This window comes from Streptomyces sp. NPDC053541, from assembly GCF_044544705.1.
In the GTDB taxonomy this organism is placed as follows: domain Bacteria; phylum Actinomycetota; class Actinomycetes; order Streptomycetales; family Streptomycetaceae; genus Streptomyces.
Genome location: NZ_JBITXM010000007.1, coordinates 38,668 through 62,531 on the forward strand (window position 1 = coordinate 38,668; position 23,864 = coordinate 62,531).

Annotated in this window: 24 protein-coding genes; 13 read left to right on the forward strand and 11 right to left on the reverse strand. The window is 74.0% G+C overall.

Translation table 11 applies throughout. The annotated features are described in order from the left end of the window. Positions 1–61: 61 nt before the first annotated feature. The 4 genes from ACIGW2_RS18920 to ACIGW2_RS18935 form a co-directional block, all read right to left on the reverse strand. Positions 62–1,003: an amino acid ABC transporter permease gene (locus tag ACIGW2_RS18920; protein WP_361589970.1), complete on the reverse strand. Its 942-nt coding sequence runs from the start codon at positions 1,001–1,003 to the stop codon at positions 62–64. After that, complete coding sequence (locus ACIGW2_RS18925; protein ID WP_399844552.1) at positions 1,000–1,647, reverse strand: amino acid ABC transporter permease; 648 nt, start codon at positions 1,645–1,647, stop codon at positions 1,000–1,002. The genes ACIGW2_RS18920 and ACIGW2_RS18925 overlap by 4 nt, the downstream gene beginning before the upstream one ends. A 111-nt stretch (positions 1,648–1,758) precedes the next feature. Then, positions 1,759–2,676 carry a glutamate ABC transporter substrate-binding protein gene (locus ACIGW2_RS18930; RefSeq protein ID WP_361589973.1) on the reverse strand — a complete coding sequence of 306 codons (918 nt, stop codon included), beginning with the start codon at positions 2,674–2,676 and terminating at the stop codon, positions 1,759–1,761. Positions 2,677–2,792: 116 nt separating this feature from the next. Beyond that, on the reverse strand, positions 2,793–3,578 hold the full coding sequence (locus ACIGW2_RS18935) for an amino acid ABC transporter ATP-binding protein (protein ID WP_356069079.1): 786 nt from the start codon (positions 3,576–3,578) through the stop codon (positions 2,793–2,795). A gap of 226 nt (positions 3,579–3,804) precedes the next feature. Here ACIGW2_RS18935 and ACIGW2_RS18940 point away from each other — a divergent pair, with 226 nt between their 5' ends. Together ACIGW2_RS18940 and ACIGW2_RS18945 are read left to right on the forward strand one after the other, a co-directional pair. After that, complete coding sequence (locus ACIGW2_RS18940) at positions 3,805–4,509, forward strand: response regulator transcription factor (protein WP_391653650.1); 705 nt, start codon at positions 3,805–3,807, stop codon at positions 4,507–4,509. Between the two features lie 21 nt (positions 4,510–4,530). Then, entirely contained in the window at positions 4,531–5,946 is a 1,416-nt protein-coding gene (locus tag ACIGW2_RS18945; protein WP_391653649.1) for an ATP-binding protein, read from the forward strand. An 18-nt stretch (positions 5,947–5,964) separates the two neighbouring features. On the opposite strand, the gene ACIGW2_RS18950 is transcribed toward ACIGW2_RS18945, so the two are convergent. The 4 genes from ACIGW2_RS18950 to ACIGW2_RS18965 form a co-directional block, all read right to left on the reverse strand. After that, positions 5,965–6,963, reverse strand: a complete 999-nt coding sequence (locus tag ACIGW2_RS18950; protein ID WP_361589980.1) for a TAXI family TRAP transporter solute-binding subunit — start codon at positions 6,961–6,963, stop codon at positions 5,965–5,967. Between the two features lie 89 nt (positions 6,964–7,052). Continuing rightward, on the reverse strand, positions 7,053–8,264 hold the full coding sequence (locus ACIGW2_RS18955; protein WP_399844555.1) for an RCC1 domain-containing protein: 1,212 nt from the start codon (positions 8,262–8,264) through the stop codon (positions 7,053–7,055). 15 nt (positions 8,265–8,279) lie between these two features. Further along, positions 8,280–9,452: an RCC1 domain-containing protein gene (locus ACIGW2_RS18960; protein WP_399844557.1), complete on the reverse strand. Its 1,173-nt coding sequence runs from the start codon at positions 9,450–9,452 to the stop codon at positions 8,280–8,282. A gap of 17 nt (positions 9,453–9,469) precedes the next feature. Beyond that, positions 9,470–10,687 carry a sialidase gene (locus ACIGW2_RS18965; protein ID WP_361589988.1) on the reverse strand — a complete coding sequence of 406 codons (1,218 nt, stop codon included), beginning with the start codon at positions 10,685–10,687 and terminating at the stop codon, positions 9,470–9,472. Positions 10,688–11,276: 589 nt separating this feature from the next. On the opposite strand from ACIGW2_RS18965, the gene ACIGW2_RS18970 reads away from it, so the two are divergent. The 3 genes from ACIGW2_RS18970 to ACIGW2_RS18980 all read left to right on the forward strand — a co-directional run bounded on the left by ACIGW2_RS18970 (position 11,277) and on the right by ACIGW2_RS18980 (position 14,383). Next, the gene (locus ACIGW2_RS18970) at positions 11,277–11,783 is read left to right on the forward strand and encodes a hypothetical protein (RefSeq protein WP_391653644.1); all 507 of its coding nucleotides are present in this window, start codon (positions 11,277–11,279) and stop codon (positions 11,781–11,783) included. Positions 11,784–11,924: 141 nt separating this feature from the next. Beyond that, positions 11,925–12,893, forward strand: a complete 969-nt coding sequence (locus ACIGW2_RS18975) for a hypothetical protein (RefSeq protein ID WP_391653643.1) — start codon at positions 11,925–11,927, stop codon at positions 12,891–12,893. A gap of 95 nt (positions 12,894–12,988) precedes the next feature. Beyond that, complete coding sequence (locus ACIGW2_RS18980; RefSeq protein WP_399844559.1) at positions 12,989–14,383, forward strand: hypothetical protein; 1,395 nt, start codon at positions 12,989–12,991, stop codon at positions 14,381–14,383. Here the strand turns inward: ACIGW2_RS18980 and ACIGW2_RS18985 are convergent. After that, positions 14,376–15,275, reverse strand: a complete 900-nt coding sequence (locus tag ACIGW2_RS18985; RefSeq protein WP_399844561.1) for a LysR substrate-binding domain-containing protein — start codon at positions 15,273–15,275, stop codon at positions 14,376–14,378. The two genes, ACIGW2_RS18980 and ACIGW2_RS18985, sit on opposite strands and share 8 nt — an antisense overlap. A 117-nt stretch (positions 15,276–15,392) precedes the next feature. Between ACIGW2_RS18985 and ACIGW2_RS18990 the strand changes: the two genes are divergently transcribed. The 5 genes from ACIGW2_RS18990 (at position 15,393) to ACIGW2_RS19010 (ending at position 20,535) form a co-directional block, all read left to right on the forward strand. Further along, positions 15,393–16,478: a four-carbon acid sugar kinase family protein gene (locus ACIGW2_RS18990; RefSeq protein ID WP_399844563.1), complete on the forward strand. Its 1,086-nt coding sequence runs from the start codon at positions 15,393–15,395 to the stop codon at positions 16,476–16,478. Further along, positions 16,475–17,479, forward strand: a complete 1,005-nt coding sequence (gene pdxA, locus ACIGW2_RS18995; protein WP_399844565.1) for a 4-hydroxythreonine-4-phosphate dehydrogenase PdxA — start codon at positions 16,475–16,477, stop codon at positions 17,477–17,479. The genes ACIGW2_RS18990 and pdxA overlap by 4 nt, the downstream gene beginning before the upstream one ends. 8 nt (positions 17,480–17,487) lie before the next feature. Next, positions 17,488–18,231: a hypothetical protein gene (locus ACIGW2_RS19000; RefSeq protein WP_399844567.1), complete on the forward strand. Its 744-nt coding sequence runs from the start codon at positions 17,488–17,490 to the stop codon at positions 18,229–18,231. Further along, the gene (gene miaB / locus ACIGW2_RS19005) at positions 18,231–19,763 is read left to right on the forward strand and encodes a tRNA (N6-isopentenyl adenosine(37)-C2)-methylthiotransferase MiaB (RefSeq protein ID WP_361590007.1); all 1,533 of its coding nucleotides are present in this window, start codon (positions 18,231–18,233) and stop codon (positions 19,761–19,763) included. Before ACIGW2_RS19000 ends, miaB begins: the two co-directional genes overlap by 1 nt. A gap of 64 nt (positions 19,764–19,827) precedes the next feature. Continuing rightward, positions 19,828–20,535, forward strand: coding sequence for a class III extradiol dioxygenase subunit B-like domain-containing protein (locus ACIGW2_RS19010; RefSeq protein WP_399844569.1), 708 nt, complete (start codon positions 19,828–19,830; stop codon positions 20,533–20,535). 94 nt (positions 20,536–20,629) lie between these two features. Here the strand turns inward: ACIGW2_RS19010 and ACIGW2_RS19015 are convergent, their stop codons facing one another. Then, complete coding sequence (locus ACIGW2_RS19015) at positions 20,630–20,893, reverse strand: antitoxin (protein WP_391653636.1); 264 nt, start codon at positions 20,891–20,893, stop codon at positions 20,630–20,632. Positions 20,894–20,924: 31 nt separating this feature from the next. Continuing rightward, entirely contained in the window at positions 20,925–21,212 is a 288-nt protein-coding gene (locus tag ACIGW2_RS19020; RefSeq protein ID WP_399844572.1) for a hypothetical protein, read from the reverse strand. Between the two features lie 113 nt (positions 21,213–21,325). On the opposite strand from ACIGW2_RS19020, the gene miaA reads away from it, so the two are divergent. The 3 genes from miaA to dapF all read left to right on the forward strand — a co-directional run bounded on the left by miaA (position 21,326) and on the right by dapF (position 23,832). After that, positions 21,326–22,264, forward strand: a complete 939-nt coding sequence (gene miaA, locus ACIGW2_RS19025) for a tRNA (adenosine(37)-N6)-dimethylallyltransferase MiaA (RefSeq protein ID WP_361580447.1) — start codon at positions 21,326–21,328, stop codon at positions 22,262–22,264. Positions 22,265–22,372: 108 nt separating this feature from the next. Next, complete coding sequence (locus ACIGW2_RS19030) at positions 22,373–22,837, forward strand: hypothetical protein (protein WP_356073281.1); 465 nt, start codon at positions 22,373–22,375, stop codon at positions 22,835–22,837. A 116-nt stretch (positions 22,838–22,953) separates the two neighbouring features. After that, on the forward strand, positions 22,954–23,832 hold the full coding sequence (dapF, locus tag ACIGW2_RS19035; RefSeq protein WP_391653634.1) for a diaminopimelate epimerase: 879 nt from the start codon (positions 22,954–22,956) through the stop codon (positions 23,830–23,832). Positions 23,833–23,864 lie beyond the last annotated feature (32 nt).

Genomic DNA, 23,864 nt, shown 5'->3' on the forward strand with positions numbered 1-23,864 from the left:
CGTGCGTCAAGTGAGCGGGGGCAGCGGCGTCGCCACTGCCCCCGGATGATGTCACATGCCGTCAGTTCTTCGAGATGCCAGGGCCGTCGGCGGGTCCCGCGGCCGGGCCTGCGGCGGGGGCGTCGGCGGGCGCCGGGGGCTCCGCGGTGGCCTGGGCGGGCAGGACCGCGGTCGCGGCCGGGTCGGCGACCTTGATGCCGGTCTTCGCGCGGCGGCCGCGGCGCTCGATCCAGGTGGCGAGCGCGGAGAGGGCCAGGCAGAGCGCGATGTAGATGGCGCCGAAGACGACGATCACGGAGACGTACGGGTACTGCCCGTTGACCAGGGTGTTGGAGGCGATGAGCCGGGCCGAGTAGAGGAGCTCGGGGTAGAGGATCACGAAGCCGAGCGAGGTGTCCTTGAGGGTCACCACCAGCTGGCTGATGATCGTCGGCAGCATCGAGCGGACCGCCTGCGGCAGCAGGACGCTCGTCATCACCTGGGTCTTGGTCATGCCGAGCGCGTAGGCCGCCTCGCGCTGGCCGCGCGGCACCGCGTTGACGCCGGCGCGCAGCACCTCGGCCTGCACGCAGCCGTTGTAGACGGACAGGCCGAGCGCCAGCGCCCACATCGAGTAGTCGGTGAGGAAGGCGACCCAGACCGCGAAGATCGTGATGAGCAGCGGGACGGAGCGGAATACCTCGATGAAGGCGGTCGCCGTCCAGCGCACCGGGGCGTGGTCGGAGAGCCGGGCGACGGCGAGCAGCACGCCGAGGACCAGCGAGCCGACGGCCGCCAGGCCGAAGGCCTTGAGGGTGGCGAGCAGGGCGTCGGCGATGTTCTGCCGGATGCCCGCGTAGTTGAAGATGTCCCACATCTCGGGGGCGAGGTGCCCCTTGTCGGCGAGGCGCAGGACGCTGACCGCGAGCAGGGCGAGGATCGCGAGGCTGCCGACGACGGCGTAGATCCGGTTGCGGACCCTGGCCTTGGGGCCGGGCGCGTCGAAGAGAACGCTGGCGCTCATCGGGCGACCTCCATGTTGCGCTCGAAGAGACGGAAGAGTCCGCTGATGGCGAAGGTGATGACGAGGTAGGCGGCGGCCACCCAGAGGAAGATCGGGATGATCGCGTAGCCCTGCTCGCTCATCAGCGTCTGCCAGCCGAAGAGTTCGGTGACGCTGAAGGCGCCGGCGATGGCCGAGTTCTTGGTCAGGGCGATGAAGATCGAGCTGAGCGGCGGCAGCACGGTGCGGGTGGCCTGCGGCAGCACGACCAGGCGCAGCGTCTGCGAGAAGGTCAGTCCGAGCGAGCGGGCGGCCTCGGCCTGGCCGAGCGGCACGGTGCTGATGCCGGAGCGGACGGCCTCGCACACGAACGAGGAGGTGTAGAAGCCGAGCGCCAGGGAGGCGAGCACGAAGGGGCTCATGCCCGGGAAGAGGATCTCCGGGACCACGAAGAAGGAGACCAGGAAGAGCAGCGTCAGCGGGGTGTTGCGGAGCAGCGTCACCCACGCGGTGCCGAAGGCGCGCAGCGGGGGGACGGGGGAGACCCGGAAGCCGGCCACGACGATGCCGAGGACCAGCGCGATCACCGAGCTGACGGCGGTGATCTCCACGGTTCCTATGAATCCGTTGCGGAACTCCGCGAAATGGTCGAGCAGTACGTTCATGAGGACTCCGCGTCGGCAGTCGGCGGCGGGCTTGCGTGCGTTCGGGCAGGGGGCGGGGCGCCCCGCAGCCCCGAGGGGAGGGGGACGGGGCTACGGGGCGCTCACGCCGGTTCAGTAGCGGACGACCGCCGGCGGCTCGGTGTAGGCCGAGCCCGAGAGACCGAGGGTGGCCTCGTAGATCTTCTTGTAGGTGCCGTCCTTCTCGAACTTCTCCAGGATGTCGTTCACCTTGGTGCGCAGGACCTTGTCGTCCTTGTTCATGCCGATGCCGTAGGGCTCCTCGGTGAACGGCTTGCCGACGACCTTGAGCTTGCCGGCGTTGGCGGCCGCGTAGCCCTTGAGGATCGAGTCGTCGGTGGTGACGGCGTCGACCTGCTTGGTGAGCAGCTGCTGCACGCAGTCGGAGTACTTGCCGAGCTCGACGGTCTCCGCGCCGTACTCCGGCTTCTTGATCTCCTGGAGCGGGGTGGAGCCCGTGATCGAGCAGACCTTCTTGCCCTTGACGGCGGTCGGCCCGGTGATGGCGGTCTCGTCCTTGCGGACCAGGAGGTCGGCGCCGGCCTTGTAGTACGGGCCCGCGAAGCCGACCTGCGCCTTGCGCTTGTCGTTGATGGTGTAGGTGCCGACGTAGTAGTCGACCTGCCCGGTGGAGATCGCGGTCTCGCGGAGCTTGGAGTCGACCGTCTTCCACTCGATCTGGTCCTCGGAGAAGCCCAGCTCGGCGGCGATCATCTTGGCGATCTCGATGTCGAAGCCGGAGCGCTTCTTCGTGGCCTGGTCCTCGAAGCCGAGGTACGGCTGGTCGGCCTTGGAGCCGATGATCAGCTTGCCGCGCTCCTTGGCCTTCTTGAAGGTGGGCGAGTCCAGGCTCACGCCGCTGGCGACGGTGTACGTGGGGAGCTTCGGCGCGCCGGCGTCGCCCGGCTTCGTGGCGGGCTTGTCGCCGGCCGAGCCCTCCTTGCCGCCACAGGCGGTCGCGGTCAGTGCGAGCACGGCGACGGCCACGGCCGCGGTCTTGCGGAGCTTCATCGTGAACATCCCTCAGGTCGTGGGTGGTTGATCGTCAGTGTGCAGCAAGTCGCTCGCTGTCACTCAGGAGTTCCGGGTGCGGTGCGGCGCACTCAGGCGTGAACTCAGGCGTGCACTCAGTGGTGCAGGATCTTCGACAGGAAGTCCTTGGCGCGGTCGCTGCGCGGGTTGCTGAAGAACTCGTCGGGGCTGGCCTGCTCCACGATCCGGCCGTCGGCCATGAACACGACCCGGTTGGCGGCGGAGCGGGCGAAGCCCATCTCGTGGGTGACGACCACCATCGTCATGCCCTCCTGGGCCAGCTGCTGCATGACCTCCAGGACCTCGTTGATCATCTCCGGGTCGAGGGCCGAGGTCGGCTCGTCGAACAGGATGACCTTGGGGTCCATCGCCAGCGCGCGGGCGATGGCCACGCGCTGCTGCTGCCCGCCGGAGAGCTGCGCCGGGTACTTGTCGGCCTGGGTGCCGACACCGACCCGGTCGAGCAGCGCGCGGGCCTTGGCCTCGGCCGCCTTCTTCTCCGTCCGGCGGACCTTGACCTGCCCGAGCATCACGTTCTCGAGCACCGTCTTGTGCGCGAAGAGGTTGAACGACTGGAAGACCATGCCGACGTCCGACCGCAGCCGGGCCAGCTCCCTGCCCTCCTGGGGCAGCGGCTTCCCGTCGATGGTGATGCTGCCGGAGTCGATCGTCTCCAGCCGGTTGATGGTGCGGCACAGCGTGGACTTGCCGGACCCCGACGGGCCGATGACCACCACGACCTCGCCCCGGTGGATCGTCAGGTCGATGTCCTGCAGCACGTGCAGGGCGCCGAAGTGCTTGTTCACGTCGGACAGCACGACCAGGTCGTCCGTGGCCGGTACGGCGTCCTCCGAACCCTTGGTCACTGACACTCCGCTCATCGGCTCCTCGCTCCGTCCTGCTCGGTTGGGGAGGACACTAGAGAGCGGGGCGGAGGGGCGTCACCACATCTGAGCGAAGTTTGAGCATAACGATACGGTCGCATCCGGACACTCTGCGTGAACGGGATGGCCCCGCTGTTCCCGCCCTGGTACACAGATAGTCATCACCCGCGCATCCACCCCGTGCCCCGCCACGAGCGCGCACGCGATCACGAAGGAGGGCTCCATGAGACTGCTGCTCGTCGAGGACGACGACCACGTCGCCGCCGCGCTCTCCGCGATCCTGTCCCGGCACGGCTTCGCCGTCACCCACGCCCGCAACGGCGAGGAGGCGCTGCAGGCCGTGCTGCCCGCCGCGCACGGCGAGCGCCCCTCGTACGGGGTGATCCTGCTCGACCTCGGACTGCCCGACCAGGACGGCTACCAGGTCTGCGGCCGCATCCGGAAGCTCACCAGCACCCCGGTCATCATGGTCACCGCCCGGGCCGACGTGCGCTCCCGGATCCACGGCCTCAACCTCGGCGCGGACGACTACGTGGTCAAGCCCTACGACACCGGCGAGCTGCTGGCCCGGATCCACGCCGTCAGCCGGCGCAGCTCCGGCGGCGACGAGACGGGCGGCCCCGGCGAGGACACCACCCTGCGGCTCGGCGCCGTCACCATCGAGCTGCCCACCCGCCGGGTCAGCGTCGACGACGAGGCCGTGCCGCTCACCCGCAAGGAGTTCGACCTGCTCGCCCTGCTCGCCCAGCGACCCGGCGTGGTCTTCCGGCGCGAGCAGATCATCAGCGAGGTCTGGCAGACCAACTGGGAGGGCACCGGCCGCACCCTGGAGGTCCATGTCGCCTCGCTGCGCTCCAAGTTGCGCATGCCCGCCCTCATCGAGACCGTGCGGGGTGTCGGCTACCGCCTGGTCGCGCCCACCGCGTAGGCACCGGCCCGGCCCCCACCCGTGCGCACCCGACTCCTCCCGCTCCTCATCGTGCTGATGGCCGGCGTCCTGCTGGCCCTCGGCTTCCCGCTGGCCGCCAGCACCGCCGCATCCGAGCAGCAGCGGGTGGTGGTCGACCGGCTCGACGACTCGGCCCGGTTCGCCGCGCTCGCCCAGTTCGTCAGCGAGAGCCGCTTCGCCCCCGACGAGCGCCGCTCGCTGCTCAGCGGCGAACTCGCCAGCTACCACGCGGTGTACGACATCCGGGCCGGCATCTTCTACCGGGACAACCGGTCGATGGCCGCCGCGCCCGAGGACTGGGTCGTGCCGTACGACGGCGAGGCCCGGCGCGCCTTCAACGAGGCCCTGCTCGGCCGCCGCAGCCACGACCCCTCCCAGGTGTGGCCCTGGCAGACCGACGCCCGCCTGATCGTCGCCTCCCCGGTGGTCCGGGACGGGGACGTGGTCGCCGTCGTGGTCACCGACTCGCCCACCGGCGGCCTGCGCTCCCGGATCCTGCACGACTGGCTGCTGATCTTCGCCGGCGAGGCCGCCGCGATGCTGCTCGCCGTCGGCGCCGCCTTCCGGCTCACCGGCTGGGTGCTGCGACCGGTCCGGGTGCTCGACGCCGTCACCCACGACATCGCCACCGGCCGGATGAACTCCCGGGTCGCCGCCACCGGCGGGCCGCCCGAACTGCGCCGCCTGGCCCGCTCGTTCAACGAGATGGCCGACCACGTCGAGGACGTCCTCGACCAGCAGCGCGCCTTCGTCGCCGACGCCTCGCACCAGCTGCGCAACCCGCTCGCCGCGCTGCTGCTGCGCATCGAGCTGCTCGCCCTGGAGCTGCCCGAGGACAACGAGGAGATCGCCTCCGTGCGCACCGAGGGCAAGCGGCTCGCCCAGGTCCTCGACGACCTGCTCGACCTCGCGCTCGCCGAGCACACCGCCGCCGACCTGCGGCTCACCGACATCGGCGCGCTGACCGCCGAGCGGGTCGCCTCCTGGCGGCCGGTCGCCGACGACAAGGGCGTCGCGCTGACCGAGGACACCTGCGCGCTCACCGCCTGGGCCGACCCGGTGGCGCTGTCCAGCGCGCTCGACGCCGTCATCGACAACGCCCTGAAGTTCACCCCGCCCGGCGAGGACGTCACGGTGGCCGTGCGCCTCGCCCCCGGCGGCGCCGCCGTCGAGATCGAGGTCGCCGACCACGGCCCCGGCCTCACCGACGAGGAGCTGGAACGGGTCGGCGACCGCTTCTGGCGCTCGGGCCGGCACCAGAACGTCAAGGGCTCCGGCCTCGGCCTGTCCATCTCCCGGGTGCTGCTCACGGCGGGCGGCGGCACCATCGGCTACGCCCGGAACGAGCCCCACGGACTGCGCGTGACGGTCACCGTCCCGCGCGAGGACCCGCGCACGGGCCGGGACGCTCCCTGAGGGGCCCCGTCCGCCCTTCTACGGCTTCACCGAGCGGTAGTAGCGGCGGGAGCCCTCGTGCAGGGGCAGCGGCTCGGTGTAGATCGCGGTCCGCAGGTCCACCAGCTGGGCCGGGTGCACCTGGTTGCCGATGCCGTCGCGGCTGGCGATCACCGTGCGGGTGAAGCCCTCCACCAGGTCGGGGTCGGTGTCCTCGGTGGTGACCAGGATGTTGGCCACGGCCACCGTGTCCACGGGGTTGCCGCTCTGGGCCAGGCTGTAGGCGTCGCCCGGGATCGTCGCCGAGCGGTAGAAGCGGGTGGAGCCGCCCACGTCGTGCAGGCTGTCCACCAGGGCGGCGTCCAGCGGCACGAGGCGGACCGGGAGACGCTCGGAGAGCGCCTGCACGGCCTGGGTGGGCAGGCCGCCGGACCAGAAGAAGGCGTCCAGCTTCCGCTCCTCCATGAGCCGCGGCATGGTGTCGATGCCGGCCGAGACCGGCACGACGTCCACGTCCGGGGTGACTCCGGCCGCCGCCAGCACCCGGTCGGCGATCAGCCGCACGCCCGAGCCGGGCTGCCCGACGCCGACCCGCAGCCCGCGCAGGTCGGACACGGTCTCCACCGGCGAGCCCTTGGGCACGACCACCTGGACGTAGTCGTCGTAGAGCCGGGCGCAGCCGCGCAGCTTCTCGAAGCCGGGCTTGCGGTCCCGCAGGTACTGCCCGACGGCGTCGGCCGTCGCCACCGTGAAATCGGCCTCGCCGGAGGCCAGCCGGGCCAGGTTCTGCTGGGAGCCCTCGCTGTCCTTCAGCGTTATCGAGACCTCGGGCAGGTCCCGGCCGAGGGCCTGCCGCAGCAGCTCCCCGTACCGCTGGTACACGCCCGTGGGCACGCCGGTGCTGAAGGTCACGTGACCGCTCGGCGTCTTCGTGCCGAACGGAACCAGCCACCACACGAGCACCCCGGCGAGCACCAGCAGCGCCGCCGAGACCTTCAGGAGGCGGCGGCGGGCGGTGCGGGACAGGGGGGTGGGCATGCGGCGATCCTGCCAGCTCGCTCCCCGTCCTGGCCAGGACGGACGTCACGTTCCCGGCCAGGCGGGGGTGCGGCGGGCGGGGCTACCGCCTAGTAGGCGAAGCCGGACTTCCCGGACGTGGTCGCCGCGACCCGGGTGATCCCGCTGCCCGGGGGCAGCGCGCTGGTCGTGGCCGTGCCGGTGGTGCCGGTCGTGCTGCCGTCGCCGAGCTGGGCCGCCGCGTTGGCGCCCCAGCCGATCACCGAGCCGTCGTCGAGGGCGGCCAGGGTGAAGTCCGGGCCGCCCGCCATGTCCTGCACGCCCTTGACGTGGTCCAGGACCACCGCGGTGGTGCGGTTCGCGGCGGTGCCGTCGCCGAGCTGGCGCTCGGTGTTCCGGCCCCAGCCGGCCAGGCTGCCGTCGTCGAGGACGGCGAAGGCGGTGGAGTGGGTGGCGAAGACCTTGGCGACGGCGTCGAGGTAGGCGACGTCGACCGGCTTGTTGCTGTCGGCGGTGGCGTCGTTGCCGAGCTGGCCGGTGTCGCCCTTGCCCCAGGACTTGACCGTGCCGTCGGCGGTGAGCGCGAGCACGTACTCGCAGCCGACCGCGATCGACTCGACGTCCGTCAGGTCGGGCACCTGCTGCGGGGTCTCCCGGGTGGTGTTGCTGCCGGTGCCGAGCCGCCCGTTGTCGCCCTTGCCCCAGGTCCAGACGGTGCCGTCCTGGCGCAGCGCCACGCTGAAGTCGCAGCCCGCGGCGACGTCCTTCACCTTGTCCAGGCTCTGCACGGGGATCGGGGTCCTGTACGGGTTGGTGGTGTCCTGCCCGGTGCCGAGCTGCTTGGAGGCGTTGCTGCCCCAGGCGAGGACCCGGCCGCCCTTCACGGCGAGGACGTGATTGAGCCCGGCGGACACCGCGCTGATCCCGGAGAGTCCGGCGACGGTGACCGGGAAGTTCTGGGCGGTGGTGGTGCCGTTGCCCAGCTGTCCGGTGGCGTTGCTGCCCCAGGACTTCACGGTGCCGTCCTTGAGCAGCGCGACCGCGAAGGGGTTGGCGGTGTTGCCGGCGCCGCCTCCGCCGCCGGAGAGCTCGCGCACGTCGTCGCGGGCGATGCCGGTGACGGCGACCGGGGTCTGCTGGGCGGTGGTGGAGCCGTTGCCGAGCTGGCCCTGGGCGTTCTCGCCCCAGGCGCGGACCCAGGGGTCGGTGCCGGCGCGGCCGGGAACGGCCTGCTCGGCGAGGGCCTGGGCGGGCAGGGCGGTCAGGGGGAGGGCCGCGAGGGACAGCGCGGCGAGCAGGGTGAGACGCAGGGGTGGGGTCATCTGCGTGCCTTTCGATCAGTAGGCGTAGGCCGACTTCCAGGGGAGGAGGGCGGGTACGCGGGTGGTGCCGCTGCCCGGGGGCAGCGGGGTGACGGGGGTGGGCGAGGCACTGGTGGAGCCGTCGCCGAGCTGCCCGGAGGCGTTGTCGCCCCAGGCGAGGACCGACCCGTCGTCGCGGACGGCGAGCGAGAAGGCGTAGCCGCCGGCGAGGGCGGAGACGCCGGTGAGCGCCGGGACGGGGACGGGGGTGGTGCGCTTGACCGTGCTGCCGTCGCCGAGCTGGCCCGCCCAGTTGCCGCCCCAGGCGCGGACGCTGCCGTCGTCCAGGAGGGCGAAGCCGTGGTACCAGCCGGTGAAGATCCGGGCGACGGAGTCGAGGTGCAGGACGTCGACGGGGGAGCTGCTGAGCGTGGTGCCGTCGTTGCCGAGCTGGCCGTCGACGCCACGGCCCCAGGCCTTGACGGTGCCCTGGGCGGTGAGTGCCAGGGCGTGCTGGCAGCCGGCGGCGACCGCCACGATCCCGGTGAGGCCGGGCACCCGCCGGGGGGTGTTCCGGTCGGTCGTGGTGCCGTCGCCGAGCTGGCCCTGGTGGTTGCGGCCCCAGGTCCAGACGGTCCCGTCCCGCCGCAGGGCCACCGCGAACTGGCAGCCGGCGGAGACCTCCGCGACCCGGTCCAGGCTCTGCGTCCGGACGGGCCGCGTGGCCGGGTCGGCGGCGGTGCCGTCGCCGAGCTGCCCGTAGGCGTTGCTGCCCCAGGACAGCACCCGTCCGTCCCGTACGGCCAGGGCGAAGTCGATGCCCGCCGCGACCCGGGAGACTCCGGCGAGGCCGGCGACCGCGCCCGGGACGGCCCGGTCGGCGGTGCTGCCGTCGCCGAGCTGGCCCTTGTCGTTGCCGCCCCAGGACTGCACGGTGCCGTCCTGGAGCAGGGCGATCGCATGGTTGCCGGTGTTGCTTCCGCCGCCGACCGCCAGTTCGCGCACGTCCGCGCGGCGCAGGCCGCGCACGGCGGACGGCGTCGGCCGGTCCGCGGTGTCGCCGTTGCCGAGCTGCCCCGCCGCGTTCAGGCCCCAGGACCGGACCCAGGGGTCGGCGGGCTCGGCGTGTGCAGGGCCGGCGGGGCCGGCCAGGGTGAGGACGCCGGTGACCAGGGCGGCGGCGCCGCGCACGAGGGAGGGGTACGTCATCACGGACGCGCCCCCGCTCAGTACGCGTACGTCGAGTTGCCGCCCAGTGAGGCCACCACGTCCTTGACCTTCGAGCCCTCCTCCAGGATCTTCACCGACTCGAAGCGCGACACGGTCGTGCCGTTGCCGAGCTGGCCCTCGCCGTTGTGGCCCCAGGCGAAGACCTCGTCCGCCGTGACCGCGACGCCGTGCCGGGCGCCCGCCGCGAGGTGCTGGACGCCCTCCAGGCGCGGGATCTCGACGGGGGCGGTGCGGTTGGTGCGGGAGACGTTGTCGCCGAAGGCCTCGTCGCTCTCCAGGAGCTGCCCGTACTGGTTGTTGCCCCAGCCCCAGACGTGGCTGTCGCTGGTCTTGGCGTAGTTGTGGAAGGCGCCCGCCTCGATCTCCGAGACGCCCTCCACCCAGTCGACGTCGACCGGGGTGGTGGAGGACTTGGTGGAGGAGTTGCCTAGCTGGCCGTAGAGGTTGTAGCCCCAGGCCTTCACGGTGTCGTCGGCGGTCAGCGCGAGCGCGTGGTAGCAGCCCGCGTCGATGGAGACGATGTTCTCCAGGCCCACCACCTGCCGGGGCACGGCGCTGGTGGCCCGGCTGCCGGTGCCGAGCTGGCCGTGGATGCCCCGGCCCCACGCGTACACCTTGCCGTTCTCCAGGAGCGCGAGGCTGAAGTCGCAGCCCGCCGAGATCTGCTTGACCTTGGGCATGCCCTGGACCCGGTCGGGGACCGTGCGGCTGTCGCCGGTGCGGTTGTTGCCGAGCTGCCCGTAGGAGTTGTCGCCCCAGGAGTAGACCTGGCCTCCGGTGTCGAGCGCGAGGGCGTGCCGGCCGCCGGCCGCGACGTCCTTGATGTTCGTCAGGCGCGGCACGGTGGTCGGCACGGTCTGGTTGTCGTTGCCGCCGTTGCCCAGCTGTCCGGAGGAGTTGTGGCCCCAGGACTTCACCGTCTTGTCCGTACGGGCCAGGACGAACGAGTCCGAGGAGGAGGTGCCGCCGGCCGACATCTGGTCGACGTCGCCGCGGAACAGGCTGGTGACGGAGGTGGGGGACAGGCTGTCGGCCAGGGTGCCGTTGCCGAGCTGGCCGGTGCGGCCGGCGCCCCAGCTCAGCACCGTCGGATTGCCCTCGTTGGCGAGGGCTGCGGGGGCGAGGGCCGGGAGGGCCAGGGCGGCGATCCCGGTGACGGCGGCCAGGCTCCAGCGGAGCCGGCGGCGCAGGGGTACGCGGGGTGATCGGGACATGGGTCTGCTCTCCTTCGTGTTCGTGGGGGACATACGGGAGGGCGGGACCACGGGCATGGGGTGCCCGCGACCGGGTCAGGCGGCTGGAACGGACCGCCGGACCCATGAGCAGACTGACCGAGGGCGATCTTGGGCGCGACTCGGAACGGTCGAAACACCCGTATGCCCGACGCCTGTTCGGGAAACAGACCAAGGTGCCGGTTTCGCCGGATCGGGTCGAGTGCGCCGGGTCCCCGGTCGCGGGCCGGCAGGCGGCCGAACGGCGGCGCCCGGAAGGGTGAGGGCCCCGGCCGGGGCGGTGCGCCGGTCTCACGCCCGGAGCCCGGAACCATCCGGACGGGTGGCGGGCCGGCGCCCGCCGGCCGGACCCCGCCCGGCGGTCCGGCGGGCCGTTCGGCCGACCGCGGACGCGCTCCGCCGATGCGGTGAGCCGGGCGCCGGGGCCGCGCCGCGCCGTGTGTCGGGGCCGGGCGCCGAGGCCGGTCCGGTTAGCTTCGGCATGCGTCCGGCGATCTTGGTGACACGACCCCGCCGCGACCACCGCGCCCTTCGAACGTCCCCAATTCACCCCCGTCCCCAGGGAGTTGCCATGCCTTCCGGCCAGTCCGCGCCGTCCGTACGAGGAGTGCTCGGCGCCGCCGTGCTCGCCGCCGCGCTCGCCCTGTCGGCGGTCCCCGCCGCCTTCGCCGCGGCCCCCTCCGTACCCGTCGAGGAGTGCAAGCCCGACGACCAGGAGTGCAAGGACAAGGAGACCAACGCCAACGAGGCCAAGGAGATCGACGCCCAGCAGGCCAAGACCAAGGAGGCGGCGGCCAAGGCCGACAAGGACATCGCGAAGATCGGCAAGGACCTGGAGGAGTGCAAGCCCGGCTCCGACAGCTGCATGGACAAGCTCGCCAAGGGCCACGGCGAGCAGGAGGGCCTGACCGGCATGACCGCCACCATCGAGGGCTTCCGGCCCGACCCGAGCGACAACGCCCAGTCCGCCGTGACCTCCACCTGCGCCGACTTCCCGGCCTCGCTCCCCGCCGGCTCCACCGACCCGGGCCAGTCCCCCTTCCCGGTGTCCCAGCTCTGCTCCCTGCTCGGCTCCTGACCCCGGGGCCCGAGCCCCGATCCGTGCGGACCCTCACCCCTGCCTCCCACGGCTTTGGCCCCTGCCCGTACGGACCCCACCCCTGCCCCCTAGGGCTCCGACCCGACCCGTACCCTCCCCGCCCCCGAAGGGATGTCCCCCATGCCCTCGCGCCGTCCCGCGCTCGTGCTCCTGCCCGCCCTGGCCCTCGGCCTCGCCCTGCCCCTCGCCCCGCCCGCCGGCGCGGAGGACGGGCCCGGCGAGCCGCCCGTCCCGCGCGCCGTCACCGCCGACGGCAAGCCGGCGAAGATCGCCGACGTCCTGAAGTACTGCGACACCGCCCCGAACGCCTGCCGCTTCGTCATTGACCCCAAGCTCGGCCGGGAGTTCGCGACCGCCGTGCGCTCCCTGGGCAACTCGGTCGTCAACTGCACCCAGAACGACATGAGCGTCGACCGCACGGTCACCCTGCGCACGACCAGCACCGACAACATCGGCGGCGAGATCTCCGGCAAGATCACCGCCGAGGGCACGGTCAGCGCCTCCGGCGAGGTCACCACCAACCTCACCAACGACAACACCAGCGAGCACAAGACGCCGAACCTCAAGGACGGCCCGACCTCCACGAACGGCACCAAGACCAGCGTCGCGGCCGGCGGCAAGCTGGCCGGCTCGACGAGCGCCAAACTCGCCTTCGAGGCCGCCTTCAAGGCCACGTACTCCAAGTCCTGGACGGTCGACAACACCGAGGCGACCACCTACAAGACCACCGTGAAGCCCTACGACATGCTGGTGTTCGGCGCGAGCGCGGCCATGCGGCGGGTCGTCGGCAGCCTGATCGCCAACTCCGGCGCCTCGATCTCCGGGATCGCCGTGGACAGCCCCTCCATGGTCAACTCCAGCAGCTTCGTGGCCCAGACCTACGCCGCCCCCGCGAACCTCTGCGGCCGCACGCGCCCCACCGGCAACACCGCGGGCGGCAACAACCCGCAGCCCGGCCCGCCCGCCGCGCCCCGCGCGCTGCGCACCCCCGACCGGGCCGACGCCCACGGCGCCCTCGTCCCCGGCGCCGTACCGAAGCGGGTCGACGTCCTGCGCCCGGGCCGCGGCGGGTCCGCCGCCGGCTCCTGACCCCTGCCGGGCCCCGCCCCGCACCCCCGTCCCGCCCCTGGCACGCACCACCCCCGGCACCCCCCGGGGCACCCCCCACGAGGAGTCCGTCCGCCATGTCTTCCTCCCCCCGTCTGTGCACCCTCGCCGCCGCGGGCCTGCTGCTCCCGGCCGCCCTCGGCGGCGCGTACGCGGCGGCCGCCCAGGCCCCGGCCCAGGCGCCCGCACCGCAGCCCGTCACCGTCCTCAACGGCGACTTCGCCGACCCCGTCATGAAGGGCGACGGCCCCACCACCGTCGCCCTCGACTTCTGGGACGGCCGGAACCAGCGCTACTCCCCGGCAGCCTCCGGCCGCACCGACAACGCCCACGGCGTCGCCCTCGAAAAGGAGGGCAACGCGCTCTCGCAGCGCCTGCGCGGGGTCCGCAAGGGCGCCCAGGTCACCGTGAGTTACGAGGACAGCCCGGCCGTCTCGAAGGAGTGCAACGCCGCCGACGTCGCCGACGGGCAGCCCTACACCGTCGAAGGCTCCGGCGGCGACGTCCGGGCCGTCACCACCGCCGGCGACCCCGACCGGGTCAAGGGCAGGCCCGGGCCCGGGCGTTGGACCGCCCGCAGCTACACCTTCACGGCCGGCGAGAACGAGCCGCTGCTCACCTTCGCCTCCAAGGTCACCGACGGCAAGACCCATGTGACCTGCACCCCGATGATCGCCCGCGTCCGGGCCGTCGAGGTCCCGGTCCCGCTCGACCGGACCGTCGACAAGACCGCCCTCGGGCGGGCCGAGGCCTACAAGGGCAACCAGCGCGAGAAGACCCTGCACAACGCGGCCGCCGCCTGCAACGGCGACAACGCCTGTGTCTTCCGCCCGGACGCGAGGACGTCCTTCCGCTACTACGACCGCGCCCGGGTGGCGGGCGAGGCCTACGTCAACTGCACCCGCAACACCCTCGAACACACCCGGGTCGTCGCCTTCGAGGAGCGCAGCCACGACAGCATCGCCCAGACCTACGCCGCCGACGGGCTCCCCCTCAACGACGTCGCCAAACTGCCCACCTCGGGCGACCGCACGGAGGACGAGAAGCGCGTCAAGGACCGGCCGATGGCCGGACAGTTCTCCCTCGCCTACGAGCAGGGCTGGCAGCGCGCCTGGCAATGGTTCAGCGGCGACCGGCGCACGGTCGTCGAGCGGATCCAGCCGGGCGAGGTCAGCTGGGTGGAGCTCCAGCCGAGCCGCGAGCGGGTCGAGGGCTGGTTCCTCAGCAGGAAGGACGACTACCGGCTGCACGCCGTGATCGACGGCCCCTCGCGCGGGGTCCCCGACCGGCTGCTCCAGCGCACCGGGCCCATGTCCGAGGCGGAGAAGCAGCGGTGCGCCGCCGAGCGGCCCATGACCACCACCCCGGTCGGCGCCGACTCCGCCGCCCACTCCTCCGACAAGGGCCTGCTGAAGGCCGCCGTGCCCGCCGCCGCACCGGCCCGGGCGATCCGCACCGTCCCGCTCAACTGACGGGACCGCGGGGCGGGTTCAGCTCCGCCGCCCGCTCGCGCAGCCAGCCGAGCAGCGCGGCGAGCCGGGGATCGCGCTCCGGCGGGCGTGCGGTCAGCAGCCCGTAGCCCGTCCCGTCCGGGACGAACCCGTACGGGGCCGCCAACTGGCCCCGTACGAGGTCGTCGTGGACCAGCGCGTACGGACCGACGGCCACGCCCACACCCGCCACGGCGGCCTGGAGGGCGAGGAAGAAGTGCTCGAAGCCCTGCTCGCCGGCCACGGACGGCGACCCGCCGGTCAGCCGGCGCCAGTCCGCCCAGGCGGCCGGCCGGGTGGCGGTGTGCAGCAGGGTGACGGGTGCCCCGGCGAGCAGGGCCTCCGCCGCCTCCGGGCGGCACACCGGGCCGATCCACTCCTCGAAGAGCGCCACCCGGTGCGTCCCGGCCGGCACCGGGAAGTCGTCCCGGCGCAGCGCCGCGTCCACCGGATCGCGGGCGAAGTCCACCGGCCCGCCGCCCGCCGACAGGTGCACGGTCAGCCCCGGGTGCGCGCCCGCCAGCTCCGGCAGGCGCGGGATCAGCCAGCGCATGAGCAGCGTCGGCTCGCAGGACAGCGCCAGCGGACCGGTGTCCCGCTCCCGGCCCGAGACCTCCCGGGCGGCCGTCTCGATCACGTCGAGCGCGTCCCGCACGGCGGCGGCGAGCCGGCGGGCCCCGGGAGTGGGCCGCAGCGCCCGCGGGCCGCGCTCGAAGAGCCGCGTCCCGAGGGCCTTCTCCAGGTTCCGGACCTGCCGGCTGACCGCGCCGTGGGTGACGTGCAGCTCCTGGGCGGCCCGGGTCATGCTGGCGTGCCGCACCGTCGCCTCGAAGGGCAGCAGGGTGCTCAACGGGGGCAGCTCCGGGCGGCTCATGTGTGCAATCTACGCACAGCCGGAGTGAGAAGGAATCGCTTGTCCCGCGGCTTCGCGCGGCGTGATGGTTGATCCCGTCACACCCGCCCAGCACCGCCGATCGGGGGACCCTCCGCGATGCCGCCCTCCACCGTCACCGTTCTCGCCGACGACCTCACCAGCGCCGCCGACGGCGCCGCGCCCTTCCGCAGGGCGGGGCACCGCGCCCGCGTCCTCTTCGGCCCGGTCGTCGGCCCCGTCGACGGCGTCACCGCCGTCGACCTCGGCACCCGGCTCGCCGCCGGCCCCGACGAGGCCGCCGCCCGCACCCGGCGGGCCGCCCAGGCGCACGCCGGCGCGGACCTCCTGGTCAAGACGGTCGACTCCACCCTGCGCGGACACGTCGCCGCCGAACTGCGCGCCGCGCTCGCCGGCTCCGGCCGGCGCACCGCGATCCTCGCCCCCGCCTTCCCGGCCGAGGGCCGCACCACCATCGGCGGCGTGCAGTACGTGAACGGCACACGGGTCGACGAGAGCGCGTTCGCCCGCGACCCCGCGCACCCGGTCCGCACCGCCGACCTCGCCCGCCTCCTGCCCGGGGCCGGGTTCGTCGACCCGGGCGAACTCCCCGACGTGCCAAGGCGGTTGACGGCGAACGGCGTCCTGGTGTGCTCCGCCCGCACCGACGCCGACCTCGACGCGGTCGTGGCGGCCGTGCCGCGCCCCGACGAGGTGCTGTGGGCCGGCTCGCCGGGCCTCGCCGACGCGCTGGCCCGCCGCCACGCCCGTACCCCCGCCGCACCCCGCCCCGGACTCCCGCCCGTCCACCGCCCGCTGGCCGTCGTCGGCAGCGCCCACCCGGCCAGCCGCCGCCAGCTCGCCGCCCTGCGCGCCACGGCGGGCGCCGCCCTCCACACCCCCGAGGAACGCGCCGCCGAGCCCGCCGCGCCGCTGCGCCGACTGGTCGAGGAGACCCGGCGCGCGGTCGCCGAAGGCCGGGCCGACGGCCTCGTCCTCACCGGCGGGGAGACCGCCGCCGCCGTCCTCGGAGCGCTCGGCGCCACCGGCATCGAGCTGTACGACGAGCCCGAGCCCGGCATCGCCCGCGGCACCCTGCACGGGCCCGGCGCGCCCCGGCTGCCCGTCCTCGTCAAGGCGGGCGGCTTCGGCGACGACGGCACCCTGGTCCGGCTCACCGCGCTGCTCGCCGGAGGCACCCGGTGACCGCGCCCGGCCTCCGGCCGCTCGCCGTCACCATGGGCGACCCGCACGGCATCGGTCCGGAGATCACCGTCCGCGCCTGCGCCGACCCGCGACTGCCCGCCCCCGTCCTCGTCATCGGCGACCCCGGCACCCTCGCCCGGGCCTGCCGCACGACCGGCACCCCGCTGCGCGTCCGCACGGTCACCGGCCCCGAGGGAGCCGGCCGCACCCCCGGCGTCCTCGACGTCCTGCCCGCGGGTCCCGCCCTGCCCGCCCACCTCGCCCTCGGCACCGTCGCCGCGAGCGCCGGCGCGGCCTCCTACGCGTACGTGCGCCACGGCGTCGAGCTGGCCCTCGCCGGGCGGGTCCGGGCGCTGGTCACCGCCCCGGTCAACAAGGAGGCACTGCGCCTCGCCGGCATCCCGCACCCCGGCCACACCGAGATCCTCGCCGAGCTCACCGGCGCCCGGCGCCACGCGATGATGATGGCCAACGACGAGCTGCGGGTCGTCCTCGTCACCGTCCACCAGTCCCTGCGCACCGCACTCGACGCGCTCACCGTCGAGCGGGAGCTCGACACCATCCGGCTCGCCCACGAAGCCCTCCGGGACCGGGACCGGGCCGGGGACACCGGCCCGCGGATCGCCGTCGCCGGGCTCAACCCGCACGCGGGCGAGAACGGCCTCTTCGGCCGCGAGGACCTCGACGTCATCGCCCCGGCGGTGTGCGCCGCCCGCGCGGAGGGCATCGACGCGAGCGGGCCCTGGCCCGCCGACACCGTCTTCCTGCGCGCCCGCCGGGGGGAGTTCGACGCGGTCGTCGCCCAGTACCACGACCAGGGCCTGATCCCGGTGAAGTACCCGGGCCTGGAGCACGGCGTCAACATCACCCTCGGCCTGCCCTTCGTGCGCACCAGCGTCGACCACGGCACCGCCTTCGACCTGGCCGGCACCGGCACCGCCGACCACACGAGCCTGCTCACCGCCCTGCGGCACGCCACCGCACTCGCCCCCGAGAGGTAGGCCCGGCCATGGACTTCGTCTTCATGCTCACCCGCGACGACCGGACCGTCACCGACTGCCTGCACGTCCTCGACTCCGTCCGGGACCTCGGCATCACCCACATCGGCTTCAAGGACGTCGGCGTGGACCCCGCGACCCTGCACCGCCTCCACGCCCGCATCCGCGACCTCGGCGCCACCAGCTACCTGGAGGTCGTCGCGACCACCCGCGCACAGGCCCTCGACTCGGTGCGCGCCGCCGTCGACCTCGGCGTCGACCGGCTCATGGGCGGCACCTGGATCGACGAGACCCTCGCCCTGCTCGCCGGTACCCGGACCGGCTACCTTCCCTTCGTCGGCGCCCCCTACGGGCACCCCACCCGCCTGGCGGGCGGGCCGGAGCGGATCGCGGCCGACTGCCGCCGCGCCGAGGCCGTCGGCTGCGCCGGCGTCGACCTGCTCGCCCACCGCGCCACCGACGCCGACCCGCTCGACCTGGTGAGGGCCGCCCGCGCCGCCACCGCCGGGCGGCTCGTCGTCGCCGGGTCGATCACCACCGACGCCCAGATCCACGCCCTCGCCGAGGCCGGCGCCGACGCCTTCACGGTCGGCTCCGCGGCCTTCGCCGGGGCCGTCCGGCCCGCCGCCGGCGGACTCGCCGCGCAGCTCACCGCCGTGCTCGCGGCGGCCGGACGCCCGGCCCGGCGCCGGGGTCGCCCCGGGCCCGCGGCCGAGCGGGCCGGGCAGCTCCGCGCCCCCCTTACCCTTGAGTGATGACCAGCAGCAGCGACCGGACCGGAGCAGTGGACGAAGTGGGCGAAGTGCGAACCTACGAAGTGCGCACCTACGGGTGCCAGATGAACGTCCACGACTCCGAGCGGCTCTCCGGCCTGCTCGAGGACGCCGGTTACGTCCGCGCCCCCGAGGGCTCCAACGGCGACGCCGACGTGGTGGTCTTCAACACCTGCGCGGTCCGCGAGAACGCCGACAACAAGCTGTACGGCAACCTCGGCCACCTCGCGCCGATGAAGGCCGCCCGGCCCGGCATGCAGATCGCCGTCGGCGGCTGCCTGGCGCAGAAGGACCGCGACACCATCGTCAAGCGGGCCCCCTGGGTCGACGTGGTCTTCGGCACCCACAACATCGGCAAGCTGCCGGTGCTCCTGGAGCGCGCCCGGATCCAGGAGGAGGCGCAGGTCGAGATCGCGGAGTCGCTGGAGGCCTTCCCCTCGACGCTGCCCACCCGCCGCGAGTCCGCGTACGCCGCCTGGGTCTCGATCTCCGTCGGCTGCAACAACACCTGCACCTTCTGCATCGTCCCGGCGCTGCGCGGCAAGGAGGAGGACCGCCGGCCCGGCGACATCCTCGCCGAGATCGAGGCGCTGGTCGCCGAGGGCGTCTCCGAGATCACCCTGCTCGGCCAGAACGTCAACGCCTACGGCTCCGACCTGGGCGACCGCGAGGCCTTCAGCAAGCTGCTGCGGGCCTGCGGCGAGATCGAGGGCCTGGAGCGGGTCCGCTTCACCTCCCCGCACCCGCGCGACTTCACGGACGACGTGATCGCCGCGATGGCCGAGACTCCGAACGTGATGCCGCAGCTGCACATGCCGCTGCAGTCCGGCTCGGACACGGTCCTGAAGGCGATGCGCCGCTCGTACCGCCAGGAGCGCTTCCTCGGGATCATCGAGAAGGTGCGCGCCGCGATCCCGCACGCCGCCATCTCCACCGACATCATCGTGGGCTTCCCCGGCGAGACCGAGGAGGACTTCGAGCAGACGATGCACGTGGTCCGCGAGGCCCGCTTCGCGAACGCCTTCACCTTCCAGTACTCCAAGCGCCCCGGCACCCCCGCGGCCACCATGGAGGGCCAGGTCCCCAAGGAGGTCGTGCAGGCGCGCTACGAGCGCCTCGTCGCCCTCCAGGAGGAGATCTCGTGGGAGGAGAACAAGAAGCAGGTCGGCCGCACCCTGGAGGTCATGGTCGCCGAGGGCGAGGGCCGCAAGGACGGCGAGACCCACCGCCTGTCCGGCCGCGCCCCCGACAACCGGCTCGTCCACTTCACCAAGCCCGACGAGGACGTGCGCCCGGGCGACGTGGTGACCGTCGAGATCACCTACGCCGCCCCGCACCACCTCCTCGCCGAGGGCCCGACCACCGCCGTCCGCCGCACCCGCGCGGGCGACGCCTGGGAGAAGCGCCGCGCGGACGCCGCCGCGAAGCCGGCCGGCGTGCTGCTCGGCCTGCCGAAGATCGGCGTGCCGGAGCCGCTGCCGGTGGCGGACGCGCCGGCCTGCGGCAGCCACTGAGCCACGGCCCCCGGCCCGGGCGGACCCGCCGCCCCCGGCGCGCCGGCGCAGTAGGCTGCGGATCATGCTTGTCGCCGTCGCCGTCTGTCCCTGCCCCCCGCTCCTGGTGCCCGCCGTCGCGGCCGGGGCCGCGTCCGAGCTGGACGAGGCCCGCACGGCCTGTTCCGACGCGCTCGGGGTGCTCGCCGCGTCCCGCCCCGACCGGCTGGTCGTGGTCGGACCCGGCGGGGAGGGGGAGCCGGTGTGGTTCCCGGCCGGCTCGGGCGGGTCGTTCGCCGGGTACGGCGTGGACCTGACCGTACGGCTCGGGGACGGGCCCGGCGGGGAACGGCCGCTGCCCGCCCCGCTGGCGGTGGCCGGCTGGCTCCTGGAGCACACGGACTGGGCCGACGCGCCCATCGAGGGCCTGGCCGTCGGCGAGTCCCTGGAGGCGGCGCGCTGTGCCGGGACGGGCCGGGAGCTCGCCGCGTCGGCGGAGCGGGTCGCGCTGCTCGTCATGGGCGACGGCAGCGCCTGCCGGAACGTGAAGGCCCCGGGCTACCTCGACGAACGCGCCGAGCCCTTCGACGCGGCCGTCGGGCGCGCCCTGGGCGCGGCGGACCCCGAGGCCCTGCTCGCCCTGGACGCGGAGCGGGCGCGGGAGCTGCGGGCGGCCGGCCGGGCGCCCTGGCAGGTGCTCGCGGGCGCCGCCGAGGGCGCGGGCCTCGCGGGCCGGCTGCTCTACGAGGACGCCCCCTACGGCGTCGGCTACTTCGTCGCCGCCTGGAGCTGACGGCACGCCCCACCCGTACCGCACGACGGCGGACGGCCGCCGAGCGCGCTGCCCGGCGGCCGTCCGCCGTCGTGCGGGGGAGGAGCGACCCGGGTCAGGCGGCCGGCGGCGGAGGCGGCGTGGGCGGCGTGGGCGGCGTCGGGCCCTCGTCCTTGTGGGCGAGCCGCTCGATGGCCTCCTTGGCCTTCCCGGTGCCGGTCTCGATCTTCCCGCTGTACTTGCCCTTGGTCTTCTCGTCGACCACCTTCGCGGCCTTCTCCAGGCCCTGCTCGACCTTGCCGCCGTGCTGCTGTGCGAGATCGGAGACCTTGTCCTTGGCCGGGGCGAGCTTCGCCTTCAGTGAATCCAGGAGACCCATGGGGTCACCGTCCCTCCGCGTCCTCGTCGCTCTACTTCCGGGCGTCCTCGGCGGCCGCACCGCTGTCCGCGGCCTCCTCGGCCGACTGCTGCCGGGGGATCTCCACGGTCCCGTCCCGCAGCACCGGCACGTCCTCCCCGGCGCCGGCCCCTCCGGAGACCTCGGCCCCGGAGACCTCGGCCCCGGAGACCTCGGCGCCGGAGACCGCGACGCCGGACTCCGCCACCGGCTCGGCCGCCTCCGCCTCCGTCTCCTCCGTCACGGCCGCGGTCTCCGCGGCCTCCTTGCCCTTCCGGCGAAACAGCGCGAAAACGCCCATATCTGCTCCCTAGCGTACTCAGGGTCGGAATTCCGCAACAGGCAACGAAGCCGGATCGGAGCCGTCACGTCGCTCATTCGGGGACGCGCCGTGAGGTTTGCGAGACTGGGGCGGTGAGAAGTGCAGCTCCCGCCTCGCGGGTCATCGCCGTCGTCGGCCCCACCGCGGCCGGAAAGTCCGATCTGGGCGTCTTCCTCGCCCAGGAGCTGGGCGGCGAGGTCGTCAACGCCGATTCCATGCAGCTCTACCGGGGGATGGACATCGGCACCGCCAAACTGACGATGGAGGAGCGCGCCGGCGTCCCCCACCACCTCCTCGACATCTGGGACGTGACCGAGGCCGCCAGCGTCGCCGAGTACCAGCGGCTCGCGCGCGCCGAGATCGACCGGCTGCTCGCCGAGGGCCGGGTGCCGATCCTGGTCGGCGGCTCCGGCCTGTACGTGCGCGGGGCCCTGGACGTCATGGAGTTCCCCGGCACCGACGCCGGGATCCGGGCCCGTCTGGAGGCCGAGCTCGCCGAGCGCGGCTCCGGCGTCCTGCACGCCCGGCTCGCCGCCGCCGACCCCGAGGCGGCCCGCGCGATCCTGCCCAGCAACGGGCGGCGCATCGTGCGCGCCCTGGAGGTCATCGAGATCACCGGGAAGCCCTTCACGGCCAACCTGCCGGGTCACGAGTCCGTCTACGACACCGTGCAGATCGGCGTCGACGTCGCCCGCCCCGAGCTCGACGAGCGGATCGCGACCCGGGTGGACCGCATGTGGGAGGCCGGCCTCGTCGACGAGGTGCGCGCCCTGGAGGCGCGCGGCCTGCGCGAGGGGCGCACGGCGGCCCGCGCGCTCGGCTACCAGCAGGTGCTCGCGGCGCTCGCCGGGGAGTGCACCGAGGACGAGGCCCGGGCCGAGACCGTGCGCGCCACCAAGCGCTTCGCGCGCCGCCAGGACTCGTGGTTCCGGCGCGATCCCCGGGTGCACTGGCTCAGCGGGGCGGCCGAGGACCGCGGGGAACTCCCGCGGCGGGCCCTGACGTTGGTCGAACGAGCGGTTACAGCCTGATCACGTGATGGCATCGGGACGTCATGCCCGTCATTCCGGGGGTGCCGGGCGTGCCATCATCGAGCATCGATCGACCAAGTGGAGTCCGAGTTGGGAGGGCGCGTGGCGATGGAGGCCGGCCCTCGTGACACCGATCAGCAGGCCGCCGTCCGGGGAGAAGTCCCCGGTGGGGCGCCCGGGCTGACGCCGGACGGCCCGGACGAGGCCGAGGGCAGCGCCGTCGAGGTGGACGCGGCGGAAGTCGAGGTGGAACTGCGCCCGCAGCGCCGCCTGAGGATCTGGCAGCTCGCGCCGATCGTGGCGCTGGCCGCCGTCGGCTCGCTGATGTTCGCCTTCCCGCTCGCCTTCGGCTCGGGCGACGGCGGCGCCGTCGTCGCCATGCTCGGCCTGCTGATCAGCTCCTGCGCGGCCGGCTGGGGCATGATGGCGGCCCGCCGGGTCGGCCACACCTGGCCGGGCCTGCCGGCCCGCGGCTCCGGCGAGCGCCCGAACTGGCGCGCCCTCGCCCTGTACGTGCTCCTCAGCGGCGTCCTGGTCGCCCTGGCCGTCTGGCGCGTCGCCCGCCTCCGCTGAGCCCGGCCCGCGGCCGATGGCCCGTCCCGTCCGGCGGACGTTCCGTCCGGTGGCCCGTCCGTCCGTCCCACGGACCGTTCCGCGCCGCGCCGTACCCGACCCGTACAGTTGATCCCGTGACCAGCGCGCAGACCTCTCCCCTCGTCTTTCTCAAGGGCCACGGCACCGAGAACGACTTCGTGATCGTCCCCGACGCCGAGAACGCCGTCGACCTGCCCCCCGCCGCCGTCCGGCGGCTGTGCGACCGACGGGCCGGGATCGGCGGGGACGGGGTGCTGCACGTGGTGCGCAGCGCCGCCCACCCCGACGCGCGGGACATGGCCGGCGAGGCCGAGTGGTTCATGGACTACCGCAACGCCGACGGCTCCGTCGCCGAGATGTGCGGCAACGGCGTCCGGGTCTTCGCCCGCTACCTCCAGCACGCCGGGCACGTCACCGCCGGCGAGGTCGCCGTCGCCACCCGCGGCGGGGTCAAGCACGTCCACCTCGACAAGGACGGCTCCGTGACCGTCCGCATGGGCCGGGCCCTGCTGCCCGCCGACGGCGTCACCGTGACCGTCGACGGGCGCAGCTGGCCCGCCCGCAACGTCAACATGGGCAACCCGCACGCGGTCGCCTTCGTCGAGGACCTCGCCCACGCCGGCACCCTCCACGACGAGCCGCCCTACGAGCCCGCCGCCGTCTACCCCGAGGGCGTCAACATCGAGTTCGTCGCCGACCGCGGCCCCCGGCACGTCGCCATGCGGGTGCACGAGCGCGGCGCCGCCGAGACCCGCTCCTGCGGCACCGGCGCCTGCGCCGTGGCCGTCGCCACCGCCCGCAGGGACGGCGTCGACCCGGCCGAGACCGGCGCCCCCGTCACGTACACCGTCGACGTGCTCGGCGGCACCCTGGTGATCACCGAGCACCCCGACGGCGAGATCGAGATGACCGGCCCCGCCGTGATCGTCGCCGAGGGCACCGTCGAGCCCGAGTGGCTCGCCGGCACCGTCTGAGACCCGTCCCGGGGCGCGGGCGGGGCGCCGGA

Bases quoted from the DNA above. Each gene is read 5' to 3' on its own strand.
- ACIGW2_RS18920 (WP_361589970.1), bottom strand. From the start codon at position 1,003: ATGAGCGCCAGCGTTCTCTTCGACGCGCCCGGCCCCAAGGCCAGGGTC.
- ACIGW2_RS18925 (WP_399844552.1), bottom strand. From the start codon at position 1,647: ATGAACGTACTGCTCGACCATTTCGCGGAGTTCCGCAACGGATTCATA.
- ACIGW2_RS18930 (WP_361589973.1), bottom strand. From the start codon at position 2,676: ATGAAGCTCCGCAAGACCGCGGCCGTGGCCGTCGCCGTGCTCGCACTG.
- ACIGW2_RS18935 (WP_356069079.1), bottom strand. From the start codon at position 3,578: ATGAGCGGAGTGTCAGTGACCAAGGGTTCGGAGGACGCCGTACCGGCC.
- ACIGW2_RS18940 (WP_391653650.1), top strand. From the start codon at position 3,805: ATGAGACTGCTGCTCGTCGAGGACGACGACCACGTCGCCGCCGCGCTC.
- ACIGW2_RS18950 (WP_361589980.1), bottom strand. From the start codon at position 6,963: ATGCCCACCCCCCTGTCCCGCACCGCCCGCCGCCGCCTCCTGAAGGTC.
- ACIGW2_RS18955 (WP_399844555.1), bottom strand. From the start codon at position 8,264: ATGACCCCACCCCTGCGTCTCACCCTGCTCGCCGCGCTGTCCCTCGCG.
- ACIGW2_RS18960 (WP_399844557.1), bottom strand. From the start codon at position 9,452: ATGACGTACCCCTCCCTCGTGCGCGGCGCCGCCGCCCTGGTCACCGGC.
- ACIGW2_RS18965 (WP_361589988.1), bottom strand. From the start codon at position 10,687: ATGTCCCGATCACCCCGCGTACCCCTGCGCCGCCGGCTCCGCTGGAGC.
- ACIGW2_RS18970 (WP_391653644.1), top strand. From the start codon at position 11,277: ATGCCTTCCGGCCAGTCCGCGCCGTCCGTACGAGGAGTGCTCGGCGCC.
- ACIGW2_RS18975 (WP_391653643.1), top strand. From the start codon at position 11,925: ATGCCCTCGCGCCGTCCCGCGCTCGTGCTCCTGCCCGCCCTGGCCCTC.
- ACIGW2_RS18980 (WP_399844559.1), top strand. From the start codon at position 12,989: ATGTCTTCCTCCCCCCGTCTGTGCACCCTCGCCGCCGCGGGCCTGCTG.
- ACIGW2_RS18985 (WP_399844561.1), bottom strand. From the start codon at position 15,275: ATGAGCCGCCCGGAGCTGCCCCCGTTGAGCACCCTGCTGCCCTTCGAG.
- ACIGW2_RS18990 (WP_399844563.1), top strand. From the start codon at position 15,393: ATGCCGCCCTCCACCGTCACCGTTCTCGCCGACGACCTCACCAGCGCC.
- ACIGW2_RS19000 (WP_399844567.1), top strand. From the start codon at position 17,488: ATGGACTTCGTCTTCATGCTCACCCGCGACGACCGGACCGTCACCGAC.
- miaB (WP_361590007.1), top strand. From the start codon at position 18,231: ATGACCAGCAGCAGCGACCGGACCGGAGCAGTGGACGAAGTGGGCGAA.
- ACIGW2_RS19010 (WP_399844569.1), top strand. From the start codon at position 19,828: ATGCTTGTCGCCGTCGCCGTCTGTCCCTGCCCCCCGCTCCTGGTGCCC.
- ACIGW2_RS19015 (WP_391653636.1), bottom strand. From the start codon at position 20,893: ATGGGTCTCCTGGATTCACTGAAGGCGAAGCTCGCCCCGGCCAAGGAC.
- ACIGW2_RS19020 (WP_399844572.1), bottom strand. From the start codon at position 21,212: ATGGGCGTTTTCGCGCTGTTTCGCCGGAAGGGCAAGGAGGCCGCGGAG.
- ACIGW2_RS19030 (WP_356073281.1), top strand. From the start codon at position 22,373: ATGGAGGCCGGCCCTCGTGACACCGATCAGCAGGCCGCCGTCCGGGGA.